Annotated in this window: 8 protein-coding genes; all 8 read right to left on the reverse strand. The window is 61.2% G+C overall.

What is annotated here, in order from left to right:
- Positions 1–328: 328 nt before the first annotated feature.
- Positions 329–9,130 carry a GH36-type glycosyl hydrolase domain-containing protein gene (locus tag ACO9S2_RS00420; protein WP_423719784.1) on the reverse strand — a complete coding sequence of 2,934 codons (8,802 nt, stop codon included), beginning with the start codon at positions 9,128–9,130 and terminating at the stop codon, positions 329–331.
- Positions 9,131–9,237: 107 nt separating this feature from the next.
- Positions 9,238–10,398, reverse strand: a complete 1,161-nt coding sequence (locus tag ACO9S2_RS00425) for a DUF1207 domain-containing protein (RefSeq protein WP_423719785.1) — start codon at positions 10,396–10,398, stop codon at positions 9,238–9,240.
- Between the two features lie 192 nt (positions 10,399–10,590).
- Entirely contained in the window at positions 10,591–10,812 is a 222-nt protein-coding gene (locus ACO9S2_RS00430) for a DUF3185 domain-containing protein (protein WP_423719786.1), read from the reverse strand.
- Positions 10,813–10,936: 124 nt separating this feature from the next.
- Positions 10,937–11,089 (reverse strand): DUF3309 family protein, encoded by a 153-nt coding sequence (locus ACO9S2_RS00435; RefSeq protein WP_423719787.1) that lies wholly within the window; start codon positions 11,087–11,089, stop codon positions 10,937–10,939.
- A 63-nt stretch (positions 11,090–11,152) separates the two neighbouring features.
- Positions 11,153–11,473 (reverse strand): YtxH domain-containing protein, encoded by a 321-nt coding sequence (locus ACO9S2_RS00440; protein WP_423719788.1) that lies wholly within the window; start codon positions 11,471–11,473, stop codon positions 11,153–11,155.
- 81 nt (positions 11,474–11,554) lie between these two features.
- Positions 11,555–11,938, reverse strand: coding sequence for a beta/gamma crystallin domain-containing protein (locus ACO9S2_RS00445; protein WP_423719789.1), 384 nt, complete (start codon positions 11,936–11,938; stop codon positions 11,555–11,557).
- 34 nt (positions 11,939–11,972) lie between these two features.
- Positions 11,973–12,374 carry a DUF3015 family protein gene (locus tag ACO9S2_RS00450; RefSeq protein ID WP_423719790.1) on the reverse strand — a complete coding sequence of 134 codons (402 nt, stop codon included), beginning with the start codon at positions 12,372–12,374 and terminating at the stop codon, positions 11,973–11,975.
- A 125-nt stretch (positions 12,375–12,499) separates the two neighbouring features.
- Positions 12,500–13,012, reverse strand: coding sequence for a hypothetical protein (locus tag ACO9S2_RS00455; protein WP_423719791.1), 513 nt, complete (start codon positions 13,010–13,012; stop codon positions 12,500–12,502).
- Positions 13,013–13,067: the final 55 nt, after the last annotated feature.

A 13,067-nucleotide genomic window follows, 5' to 3' on the forward strand; every position in this document is an offset into this window, starting at 1 on the left:
CACCCTCATTAGGACCGTCAGACGTTCTGGCGTTGAAGAGGCGGAGACTGAGGAATCGATCGCGCTAGGAAGGTGTGGAAGCGCAAGGGATAGGACAGTCAGCGTAACTGGAACGTCAGGACCTGAACCAACCTGTCAAGGCTACGTTCCTTTTCCCCACTGAGTGCAGATCTTCCATCAGGTTTTACCCTGGACCATTTACCACTATCTGTCAACTACTATCTTCAGTAGAGATGTTGAGGCGCACTACTTAACCTATACTAGTTAATATTTTGTGCCAGGACAAGCAATAGGCCCGGGCGCTCCCTGCCGCTCCCTACCGTGCGCATCACCCCAGCACGATGCGGATGCGGTGTTCACCAATGGTGACGAGCGGGATGTTGTTGCGGCCTATCAACGGCTGGCCATCCAGCTCAGCCAGAGTGACGCCGCGACAGATGTGGCGCGGATTTTCCACCGCGATGTCATACAGGGCCGAGTGATACCGGAACTGGATGGAGTACCCCGGCCAGTGACTCGGGATACACGGATCGATGCAGAGCGTCTCGCCGCGCAAGCGGAAACCGAGCATCCATTCCACACCGGCCCGGTAGAACCAGCCGGCCGCCCCGCTATACCAGGTCCATCCCCCGCGCCCGACGTGCGGGGGCTCGGCGTAGACGTCGCCGGCAAGCACGTAGGGCTCGACTTTGTAACGCTGAACGTTCGCGCGCGAGCCAATGCGATGAACGGGATTCAATAGGCGGAACAACTCGCCGGCCTTGTCTCCATCACCTAGCGCCACAAATGCCAGCAGAGTCCAGACGGCCGCATGCGTGTACTGGCCGCCGTTTTCGCGAATGCCCGGGACATAGCCTTTGATATATCCGGGATCCATCGGCATCCGATCGAAGGGCGGCGTCAACAACCGGATCAGCCCGTCTCGCCGGTTCACCAGATACTGCTCAACCGCCGCCATCGCGCGGGCACCGCGGGCCGGGTCTGCGGCGCCGCTGATCACGCCCCAGGACTGCGCGATCGAATCGATCCGGCACTCCCGGCCCGCCGCGGAACCAAGTGGCGTCCCGTCGTCACAATAGGCGCGCCGGTACCATTCTCCGTCCCACCCGTCCCGCTCGATGGCGGCCTTCAAGGCACTCACATGGAGCCTCCAGGTTTCTGCGCGCACATGCTCGCCACGGGAGGCCGCCACTTTGGCAAACTCCCAGAGCACCGTATGCAAAAACCAGCCGAGCCACACGCTTTCCCCCTTGCCCTGCTGGCCGACACGGTTCATCCCGTCGTTCCAGTCTCCGGAGCCCATGAGCGGGAGGCCGTGACTGCCGACCGCCAGACTCCGGTCCAACGCGCGCGCACAATGTTCAAAGAGGGTGGCGGTTGTCTCGGACACCCGCGGCTGAAAATAGGACTCCTGTTGCCCCTCCGCCAAGGTTTCGCCCTCCAGGAAAGGCACCGGTTCATCGAGGACGGTCATGTCGCCACTGACTTCAAGAAATTGAATGACCGCGTACGGTAGCCAGAGCAAATCGTCGGAAATGCGGGTCCGCACGCCGCGCCCGGATGGAGGATGCCACCAGTGCTGCACGTCCCCTTCGACAAACTGCCGCGCGGCCGCCCGGAGCAGATGCTCGCGCGTCACGTCGCGTGTCGCGACACTGAGCGCCATCACATCCTGGAGTTGGTCCCGAAATCCATAGGCCCCGCTCAACTGATAAAACGCCGCGCGCGCCCACACCCGGCACGCCAGCGTCTGATAGAGCACCCACCGATTCAGCACGACATCCATGGCCCGCTCAGGCGTGCGGACCTGCACCGCACCCAACACGTCATCCCACCGACGGATCACGTCGCCCAGGAGCGCGTTCACATCCATATCGCGATACCGCTCGACCAAGAGACGCGCCTGCGCTCTGCCTTCTGTCTGGCCCAAGAACCAGACAATCTCAGCCCGTTCGCCCGCCGCCAGCTCAATCGACAGTTGGAGCGTGGCACAGGGGTCGAGCCCGGCGCCGACTCTGCCTGACAACTTCCCTCCGAGTTCAAGCGCCAGGGGACGCGCGTAGGTCCCATTGCGCCCGAGGAATTCCGCGCGATCACCGGTCCATGACGTGTGCTTCCCCGCGAGATCGGCAAAGGCGATACGCCCCCCGAACTCGCCGCCCCACACATTCCGCGCAAAGAGCGCACCAGTTTCCTGATCGATCTCCGTGATGATGTAGGGTGCCGAGTCACTACGGGAACTCCCCAACACCCACTCGGCATAGGCCGTAATGGACAGATGCCGGGAGCGGCCGGATGCATTCTGCAGCGTGAGTCTCGAAATCTTGATCGGGTCTTCAGGCGGTACAAATTGTAGAAGTTCGACGAGGATTCCGTGCGACCCATGATGGAAGCGGCTATAGCCCTGCCCGTGACAGGCGGCATAGGGTGCCAGGTCATCACGAATCGGGAGGGCCGTAGGAGTCCACACTTCCTTGGAATCCTCATCGCGAATATAGATCGCCTCCCCGGAGGGGTCGGTGATCGGATCGTTCGACCACGGCGTCAGCTGATTCTCGTGACTATTAACCGACCAGGTAAACCCCGAGCCGGACTCCGAGACCAGAAAGCCGAACGATGGATTCGCAATCACGTTGATCCACGGGCGCGGCGTCCTCAGCCCTTCACCAAGAATCGTGACATATTCACGGCCATCATCGGCGAAGCCGCCCAGTCCGTTAAAGAATTCGAGGTCCCGGTCAGGCAAGGGCACATCAAGGCGTCGACGGACCCGCCGTACAGGCAGGGTCGGCGAGGGTGCCACCTGCCGGCGCTGTAATCGGGTCACCTGCTCCGCCAATGAGCCCCGCCGGCTCAACAGCACAACCCGGGCCACCTGCTGCAAGAGCAGCCGGTCTTGCGGAGAGAGGAGATCGGTCCGCAGGAGATAAATGCTGCCCCGTGGTGCGCCGGTATCCGGACAGAGACGCAATCGACTGCCCCTCACCAGCGCCTCCAGCGAGCCTTGCAGCCCCTGCTCATATGACGACGCCTTCTCGTTCAGGATGACCACATCGGCCGCCAGCTGTCTCATGCGCCAGTATTCATGGGCCCTGAGCAATTGCCTGACGAGATCGACATCCTCCGCCTTATCGATCGAGGCCAAGACGATGGGCAGATCACCGGAGATGCCATGGGCCCAGAGTGCCGTACGATCCAGCGTGCTGTGGGCCAGCATCTCTGAAGAGGGCCGCAGTGTGGCATCGGCATACAACACGGCATTCGCCAATCGCTGGAATAGCTGCGCTTCATCGGTCTCGATGCCGAGATGATGCAGCTGAACCTGTGCCTGCGTCCACGCCAGCGACACCGCGCGCTCAAACACCCGCGAATCACGGTACTTATGCGCCAGATCCAGCACTTGCTCGCGAGTGGAACCGGCGATGGTTGAAAACACGACGTGCACCGTCCCTCCAGCTGGCACACGCACCGTGCGGCGCAAGCTCATCACCGGATCGAGGACGGACCCGACCGTATTCGACAGCGGACGCCCATCGATCATCGACACCGGCGTACGGACATGGTTCCCGCGTCCGAGAAACCGGGCACGATCCGTTTCATATACCAGGGCACCCACGGTCTCCCCTTCGACGACCACCACGTGAGCCACCCACACCGTCGGCTCCTCTTCCGACCGTCTGCGCCGAGTGGCGAGCAACACTCCCACCTCCGGCACGAATTCCGTCTGCACGAAGAGATTCCCAAAAGCCGGATGCGCCACATCGGCCGCCTGTGGGGCCAGGGCGAGTTCGGCATAGGAGGTGACTTGCAGATCGCATGCGCTCGCGCCCATATTGCTGATCGAGAGGCGACGGACCTCGGCATCATCCTCTGATGACACCACCACCTCGAGCGTGGTGCTCCAATCGCCATCCCGCCGGACGATCTCCGCCCGTTCCTCGCAAAAGGACACCTCGTAGTCGTCGGGCTCGACGCCGCTGGGCTGATACCCGGCCGACCACACGGATCCAGTCCGCATATCGCGAAGAAACAAATAGGAGCCCCAGTTATCCCGCGTCGCATCTTCGCGCCAGCGCGTCACGGCAATATCCCGCCACCGGCTATAGCCCGAGCCTGCCGCAGTCACCATGACGGCATACTGCCCGTTGGACAATAGGTGCGTCCTCGGCGTCGCCTCATGCGGCGAGGTAAATCGCCGCACCACCGGCGGAATGAGATCGCGGACCTGCGCCGCGGCAGAGACTTCTTCTGCTCGCGGCCGCGTCACCGGTACATCGCGCGGCGTCCGCTCCTGGAGCAGGAGCTCCGTCGCCCGGATCATCGGCTCGGCGTGGAAACGGCTTCGTATCACTCCATCGTTCAGGACATTGGCGATGGCGACCAACGCCATGCCCTGATGGTGGGACATATACGCTTTGACGACAGCCACCGCTGCGCCTTCGGGAACCCGTGTGCCGGTGTAATCCAGCGCCTCATAAAAACCGAAGACTCCCCGCCCCCCGGCCTCGGCGAGCCGCGTGAAGCCTTGCGTCGCCGCCGCGGGATCGATCATGGCCGCGAGCGCAGTCGCGTAGGGGGCCACGACGACATCGTCGATGAGACCGCGCTTGAGGCCCAGACCGGGCACGCCGAAGCTGGAATACTGGTAGGTCAAATCGAGGTCGCGGGCATTGTAGGCCGATTCCGAAACGCCCCAGGGCACGCCGCGCTCCGCCCCGTACTGAATCTGTCGATGCACGATGAGGTCATACGTCCGGCTCAGTAAGCTGCCTGCCGGGAACCGCATCACCAAGGCCGGCATCAGGTATTCGAAGATTGAACCGGACCAGGACACCAGCGCCGAACCGGTTCCCACAGGGGTCAGAGCCCGGCCCAGGTGAAACCAGTGCGATGCCGGCACATCCCCCTTGGCGATGGCCACAAAGCTCGCCAGTCTGGCCTCCGATGCCAGCAGGTCGTAGCAGCTGGGGTCTAAACTGTTCTCCGTCACACGATAGCCGATAGAGAGCAGCTTACGGGTCGGATCGAACAGGAATGCGAAATCCATGGCGCGCACCATGTGCTCTGCGGCCTGCGCGATCGCCGAGAGACGGCGGGTCAACATCGTGACATCCGCCGCCGATTGTCGTATGGCGTCAGCCAGGGCCTCGATCCTTCCCAAACTCACCCGGTTCTGCACGGGATTGCTGAGCCACTCTTCCCGCAAGCGCTCCAGCGCACGGAGCGCGGCCGCAAACCGTTCAGGTGCGTTGGCCAGTGTGGGAACGGGATGAAAGCAGGGCGCGATGACCGCCCACTCCGGCGCCGGCCCGGATGAGCCGTCGATCATGGACAGCAGATCCTTGGCACTCAAGCGGATCCATGGAAGCAACAGGGCCACGTCCCGGAGATGGCTCTCGACGCACGCTCGGATCGCATCGGCCCAGAAGCGCAGCTCCCCGTCCGGCCCTTCTCCCCGCTCCTGCGAGAGGGCCTGCGCCATATCTGCCACCGTGCGGGATGAGGTGTTCAGCTGGCCAAACCGGCTCGTCCATCCAGCGGCATCGCCCGGTCTTGATCGCAGCGCCATGGCCAACACCTCGACCGCCTGGCTCAGCTGTTTTCGCGTCACGGTATGCGTCTGTTGCTGATCCGGAATCTCCGCGAGCGCATCGCGTAACAACCGGATGGCATCATCGACGCCGGCAAACAGATTGCCATCGATGGATGATTGTTGGATCAGGTCACGGCATCCGTTGCTCAACACCAACAGATGTCCTGCGAGATTCCCGCTATCGACCGAGGACACATACTTGGGATCCAGCGGGTGCAGCGTCCGGGTGTCGTACCAGTTATAGAAATGTCCGTGGCACAGCTCGAGACGCTGCATGGTGGCTAGCGTGGCTTCCAGCCGTTCGGCCGCCTCGACCGTCCCCAGCCAACCCAGATCCCGGGCGACCAGGGTTGAGAGCAGATAGAGTCCGATATTTGTCGGAGACGTGCGGTGCGCGACGACGGGTTTCGGATCTTCCTGAAAGTTATCGGGTGGCAGCGCATGGTCCTCCGGAGAGACGAACGTCTCGAAGAACCGCCAGGTTCGGCGCGCAATCAATCGCAGGGTCCTGGCATCGGCCGGGGTAACCGGCTCAGCCCCGGATACTGGAGGCGGCAGGCTGACCCACCGCGCCGCGGCAGGAGCCGCCGTCCAGAGCAGGAGGAACGGGGCCGCAGCGGCCCAGGAGTCGTACCATCCCCATACCGCCATTCCGATACCCGCGAGGACAGCCAGCACCACACTACCGGCCATGCGGCGATACATCCCTCTCAAGTTGCACGTGTACGCATGCTCGGCTTGCGCCGCAGTCACCCATTCCAACATCGGCGTTCGCGTGATCGCGAGCCGTCCAAGCGTCCGAACAATCGCATCCGTCATCAGCCAAGCCTGATGCGCGAGGAAGGTGACCGTCAAGACAATTTGCGTCGCGGCCAACGTGAGGTCGGCGCCAACCCCACGAAAGTGGGTGCGCAGGGCCACACCGGGCCGATGCGGATAGAGCCCAAGCACAAAGGACAAGAGCGAAGGAATCGCGATCGTACTCAGAATAAACCCGGACCACACCCAGGCAGATCCCTCCGGTAGCAGCCACCCGACGATCAATGTCAGACAAGCGGTGGGAGCCGACAGCGTGCGGCGAAGGTTGTCGACCATCTTCCAACGGCCGATGGTGGGAATCCGGACCGGGCGAGGAGGCTTCGAACCGGTGTGGCCGCGCCCGAAGAGCCAGGGCAGCAACTGCCAATCGCCGCGCGCCCATCGATGCTGTCTGGCTGCCGCCGCTTCATAATGGGCAGGGAAGGCTTCGAACAGTTCGATGTCGGTCGCCAGGGCCGCGCGCGCGAACAGGCCTTCAAAGAGATCGTGACTGAGCATCGCATTGTCCGGCACCTTATCCGCCAGCGCCGCCTCGAACGCGTCGATCTCGTAAATGCCCTTGCCCGTGTAGGATCCTTCCCGAAACAAATCCTGGTAGACATCAGACACGGCCGAGGCGTAGGGATCGACCCCGCTGGGACCGGAAAACGTCTGTTGAAAATACGAGCCCTCGCCGCTGCCCGGGAGCGACGGTGTAATGCGCGGCTGCACAACCCCATAGCCTTCAAGAACACGACCGGCGCGCGGATCGAACCGGGGCCGGTTCAGCGGATGGGCCATGGTGCCGATCAAGCGGCGTGCGGCTCCACGCGGCAACCGTGTATCGGCATCCAGGGTGATGACAAACCGGACCGAAGGAATCGCCTCGGGGGGGAGGCCACCGACAGACATGAACGTCGTGCTCGTCGAACCACGCAACAGTTTATTCAACTCATGCAGTTTGCCTCGCTTCCGTTCCCATCCCATCCAGAGATGTTCGGACTCGTTCCAGACACGCCGGCGGTGGAACAACACAAAGCGAGGCCCACCCCCGGCTGCGGGGCCGTACCGCTTGTTCAAATGCGCGATCCCCTCCACGGCCCTCGCCAGCAGCTCGGCATCACCCGGCATGCGCTCACTCGGGGCGTCTCTCCAGTCTGAAAGCAGGGCAAAGCGTAAGTCATCATCCGCATTCGCCAGATAGTGCACTTCCAATCGCTCGACTTGCTCATCGATGCCCTGTTGGTCCGTCAGGAGCGTGGGAACCACGACGATTGTACGCAATTCTTTGGGAATCCCGTTGCGCAAGGCCATTCGAGGCAATGGCCGAGGGACGAGGATCGCCATCACTGTCCGATTGATAAGCGCCATCGCGACATCGGACGCAGGGATGAGGGCCACGAGAGCCAGCCACGCTAGACCCGCGACGCTCACACCCGTTTTGTCCACGTACCACAGCGGCAAAGCCAGGACCATGGCGGTCACGACTGCCAGCGATCCCAGATAGCCTGGCGCTGAGGCCTGGACATACCAACGCACCAGCCGTCGCTTCCAGGAGACCCGGTAGCCGAGTTCACCTTCAAATGCCCGGCGCCCTTGTGAGATGAGGTAATAGCCGGGATCCCGATGCCGCTCCCGTTCCGGCTGCTCACTCGCATGAAGCTCCACGCCCGCCTGCATGGCGCGGTGGACGACGCGCGTTGTCACCTCTATTTCAGAAATTCCCGTGCCGCGCGAGAGATCCTCGATCGCGTGGCGATAGGTGTCCCGCGTGACAAAGTCCATCTCGGCATAGCCGGGAGCACCCCGCAGAATGGTATCGACCGGACTGACGCTCTCGAAAAAGTCAGCCCAATCGAAGGCCGATGTCAGCCGCATACTGGTAATGATATTGCGCACGGTCACGCTCATGGCCGCCTGCTGCTGATGCTCGGCGTGGACCATGTCGTCAGCGGTCGTCCCCTGCGCGGCCAGGCGTTCATCGAGCCATCGCAGCACAGGACGCACTTTGGGATCGAGGTCGCGGAGGCGCTGGACCAACTGCACGGCAAACGCCGTGTCTAATGGTCTGTGCTCAAACCGACGTAGGGCCGTCGCCGACGGCTCAGGGGCCAACGCCCCGCTCCCGAGCAGGCTGTCCGCCAATTCGTCGGCTTCCAGCCTGGCCGCACGGCTATGCACGATCCGCTCAGTCAGCCGGCGAAGATTCTCGATCAGCACGATACGCAACGAAATCGCGACGGCCCACAGCTCGCCGATCGTCAGCGGTTGCACACGTTGATAGGCCGCGACAAACCGGCGCAGCATGTCGGGATCGAATCGACTGTCGGTATGCGCGACAAATGCCCAGGCGACACCGAACACCCGTGGATAATGCTGAAGGTGGCCAGACGCCAGTTTCGGCAATTGCCGGTAATAGCCGGGCGGCAGATCGTCGACGATCTCACGAAGCTGTTCATCCACAATGTGGAAGTTGTCGACCAGCCATTCGGCCGCCGGCGTAATCGCCTTTTCGTCACGAATCGCGCGGGCGATCGTCCGGTAGGATTCCACCAACACCCGCCCATTCTCCAGGACGCGTGGCATGAGGAGTGCGCCCAGCCGGGAATCTCCGGTCACAACCTGCGCAACCGCCAGACTCTCCGCATGCTGCTCGAGCCGCTCGACGCCGAACAACTCGGCGCGAATCGGCTCTTCCAGTTCAGCGCTGAGAAAACCAGATAAAGGAACCGTATCCATAGGCCTCCCAATTAAGTCCGGATGGATCAGGTCCTGTCAGCGGGAGAAGAACCCCGGCATCCCGAACGCGCACGATTCGCAAGCGGCAATGAGGGCGGGTAGAACGATCAGTAATACAAGTGGAGACCGACTCCGATCCACTCGGTATTGTCGGTATAAAATTGTCCGTTGGGCGAGGGGCCGCTGAAATATTCGGCCAGGAGTTGCAACTTACGGTCTCCGATACGGGCATCTTCGAACTGCAGCCCCGCCATCACGGAGCTGGCGACCCGCCAATTACTCCGCTCATTGGCCTGGAAATCTGCATAGGCCACCGGACGAATTTTGCCGTCCCACAAGGTCCAGGGGCTCGCGAGTTCAGCTCCCCCCTGGCTCGTGCCGCGCTTCAAATCGCCGGGATCACGCCCCACCAAGTAGCCTGCACCACCATAGATCCTGAACCAGGAGGTCAGATCATAGGACAGTTTGAAATCCACCTCTTCGAAACTCAAGTTGATGCGATTGATCGGCGGGTTGCTATTGAGGATGAACTCATCACCCAAGTGGGAACTCTGATGGTGGATGCGCAGATAGCCTGAGAACGACCCGCTCCGGTAGCTGGTCAGCAGTCCGGCGATATAGTCGGCATTGACGAGGTCTTTCGATCCGGATGGAGCGTTCATGTTGAAAACGCTGAAGACGCCGGCCTGGATAGCGATTTCCCATTGGCCATTGAAGGGGGCGGCGTTCCGGTAGAGTGAAAAGGTTTCACCGAAATTGGCCGAGCCGGTATTGCTCGGCGCACCCAATGTCACTTGACGGGACGCCACGGAGAAATGCGGTGTGCGCGGGTCGGCATGGAACGGAGCCATGAGGAGATCGCGAGGAAGGAATTTAGCCCCCGGCTTGGCGGGGTCTTGCTGAGCGGGAGCCGGCTCACGGACATCAGTAAGAGCCTGACCTTCCCGGATCTCCACTCGCACGACACCGGGAATGCTTCCCAATGCCGCCAGGACTTTCTCCCGGTCGGCTTTGCCGAGCGACTCGGCATCGACAACCACAACTCCGCCTTGCACATGTAGAGAGGCCTTGGGTGCTTCAAATTCATGTTGGAGGACAGCGGCGGCGTAGCCGGTAATGTACGAATCGTCAGCGGCGATCGTTGCCGGCACAAAACCCAGGATGAGACATAGAACGAGGGCTCCCCCCGCCATCAAGACCAGCGGAGCTCGACAACCGGAGACCCGGCAGAAAGGCGCGACAGGTTTCGCACCATCGTGTTTCATCATGGCACAGTCCCCCTCACATACGATTGAGATTCCTCTGAGCATTGGGATGAGCGGAAGGCCGTGAGGTCTTTATGAGCGACGGCCCTTCCCTCCTGTCCATCTTGAACACCAGACAGATCCCGCTCCCTTGCAATGACCACAGACACGAAACCCATGTGTCGGGCGATGGTCGGCATCCCAATCGTCCTCCTCCTATGCTCTCCTGGCTCCCATTACCAGCAAGGCAATGCCGCTGGCGAGGGCCAATCCCCCGACAATGGGCGGAAGCGGAATCGTTTCCTTCGTGTCGACCGTGGCTTGAAGCGGGCCGAGATCAATCACCTTTTCCCGAGTCGTGTAGGTGATCCCTTGATAGACGAACGCCACGATGCCAAGGACGATGAGCGCGAGACCGAGACTCGTTGCTGGTTTCATTGTCAGTTCCCCCTCCTCCCGGATAACCCCGCCTGGCCTTGCGGGCGACGTCGGCCTTTATGCGATCAGACAGGTGCTGCCGGGACTCTCAGCCGTACATAAGCTGCGCCCTGGAAGTCGCTCCCTAGAGCCGACCGGTCAGGGCCAGAATGATCAGAATCAGAAGCACTAAGCCCAGCCCTCCGCTGGGGTAGTATCCCCAGTTTGCGCTGTGCGGCCAGGTGGGGAGTACGCCGACGAGCAGCAACACCAGCACGATGATTAGAATCAGATTCATTTCAACCCTCCTTTCCGCAGACATTCGACCGGAAACTCTTACCCGGGAGCAGACCTACCGCCGTCACCCCTTCTTCTCGCTGGCCGGCCGCTCACGCTCCCGCTGCATGGCCGTGCGCCCGGCCTCGACCGCCTCGGTCAGGACCGCCTGCGTCTCGTGGACACACTCCCGTCCCCTGTCCACCGCCTGCCCGAAGACCTGCGCAGCCTGCTCGGCCAGCTCATGAACAGTTTCCTCGGCGCGCCGCGCATAGCCACGCAGCTGCTCCCGCGACTCGCGTCCTGACTGCGGCGCCAGCAAAAGGGCCACGGCGGCTCCCACGACTCCTCCTCCGACAAATGCCAACAACACCGCTACCGGTGAATTACCTCTGTTGTCTGCCATGGAAGCTTCTCCCTTTTCGACCACCGCGCATCATCGCGACGACGGTAAGACCTCATGTCTCGACGCGATCCGGACAACGGCTTACTTGCCGCAGGTGATCTTCATCGATTCAATATCATTCGACATGTCCAGATCTGACAGATTCGGAATCCGCTGGCCCGGAGCGAAAGCAATCTCCGTCCCTTTAAAATCCTTATCCTTGTACGCAAGCACCGTCGTGTTCGACCCCACAATGACGCTCTGAATATCATTGTTCCAATCTCTCCCGCTGAGATTCTCCAATGAGGCGTACTCTTTGGGGCCCTGCACTTTGACATGCGGATCATCGGCATCGTACTTGGTGTCGTCAAACACCTCAATCCAACAATTCTTATCGACCATCTGCAACTCCATGTCCGCAGCCTCAACGGACAACGCTCCAATCGCAACCATTCCGCACACGGCAAACAATCTGAACAACATCATGGTGATCTCCTCTAGAATACTTGTGACCGTCGTCTTAATCGTCGTCCCGCTTGCCGGTCAGCGCGGCCAACAGACTCTCTGCCGTCCGCCGGTCCGGCGCGAACAGCACAGAATATTGGCGCTGAGAGAGTGCTCCGAACTTGCGCTGTTCCTCTTCGGGCACTTTCAGCAAGACCGCTAAGGCCGTCAGATATTCGCCATGCCCACGCGCAATGTCCTGCTCCAGGTTCTCAAACGCCACGGCTGCGAACAATCGCGCTTTTTGGTCTTCCCGCACGACGCCGTCGGCGGTGAAAAACTCCCCCGGACTCGTACTCGACGTGAACTTGGCAAACGTGTCGAACGTAGCTTTAGTTGTATTGCAGGCGGAACTGACGAGTCCGGCGCTTGCCAGCACCACTGCACCCACGAGCCCCTTCAATGTCATGATGCGCATAAGACACCCCCGGTGTTCGGATCCCACTATTTCACCCCCAGACCAATCTATCCAGGTATGGATTGGGCCAGCCCTGAGGACAGGTCCAATCTCTGTGTCTGAGCGTCTACTTTCATATCCTGAACCTACATCTTCGGCGCGACGTGGCGAAGCGACGATGCGTGGTTCTTTTCGTTGGCCTGAGCCTCGACTTTATCGCCAACCTTGATGGCGCCATCCAGAGTCGTGGTCTTATCGACATGCAGGCGGATTTCCTTGCCGGACATATCCTTCACCACATAAAACTCCCCGTCGATCTTCAATAGATCCCCCTTGATGGTCTGGGTGCCTGACGCGCCCATCCCACCAGCCGGGGTGACGTGTCTCATGGAGACTGCGTGGTTCTTTTCGGTGGCCTGAGCCTCGACCTTGTCGCCGACCTTGACGGCGCCGTCCAGAGTCGTGGTCTTATCGACATGCAGGCGGATTTCCTTGCCGGACATATCCTTCACCACATAAAACTCCCCGTCGATCTTCAATAGATCCCCGCTGACCGTTTGGCTGGCTTGCGCAGCCTTATCACCAGCCGCGTATGAGAATGCTGCCGTCCCAACACTGAGGACCATGGCACACATAAACAGACCAATAGACTTCTTCATGATGAAACCTCCCTGTATGTGGTTGTGCGGCACGAGCTTACACGGACTCAGCCGT

Origin of the sequence: Nitrospira sp. NS4, assembly GCF_049546785.1 — a bacterium.
Classification (GTDB): Bacteria; Nitrospirota; Nitrospiria; order Nitrospirales; family Nitrospiraceae; genus Nitrospira_D.

Excerpts from the sequence above, each read along its gene's own strand:
- ACO9S2_RS00420 (WP_423719784.1), bottom strand. The coding sequence starts at position 9,130 with ATGGATACGGTTCCTTTATCTGGTTTTCTCAGCGCTGAACTGGAAGAG.
- ACO9S2_RS00425 (WP_423719785.1), bottom strand. The coding sequence starts at position 10,398 with ATGATGAAACACGATGGTGCGAAACCTGTCGCGCCTTTCTGCCGGGTC.
- ACO9S2_RS00430 (WP_423719786.1), bottom strand. The coding sequence starts at position 10,812 with ATGAAACCAGCAACGAGTCTCGGTCTCGCGCTCATCGTCCTTGGCATC.
- ACO9S2_RS00435 (WP_423719787.1), bottom strand. The coding sequence starts at position 11,089 with ATGAATCTGATTCTAATCATCGTGCTGGTGTTGCTGCTCGTCGGCGTA.
- ACO9S2_RS00440 (WP_423719788.1), bottom strand. The coding sequence starts at position 11,473 with ATGGCAGACAACAGAGGTAATTCACCGGTAGCGGTGTTGTTGGCATTT.
- ACO9S2_RS00445 (WP_423719789.1), bottom strand. The coding sequence starts at position 11,938 with ATGATGTTGTTCAGATTGTTTGCCGTGTGCGGAATGGTTGCGATTGGA.
- ACO9S2_RS00450 (WP_423719790.1), bottom strand. The coding sequence starts at position 12,374 with ATGCGCATCATGACATTGAAGGGGCTCGTGGGTGCAGTGGTGCTGGCA.
- ACO9S2_RS00455 (WP_423719791.1), bottom strand. The coding sequence starts at position 13,012 with ATGAAGAAGTCTATTGGTCTGTTTATGTGTGCCATGGTCCTCAGTGTT.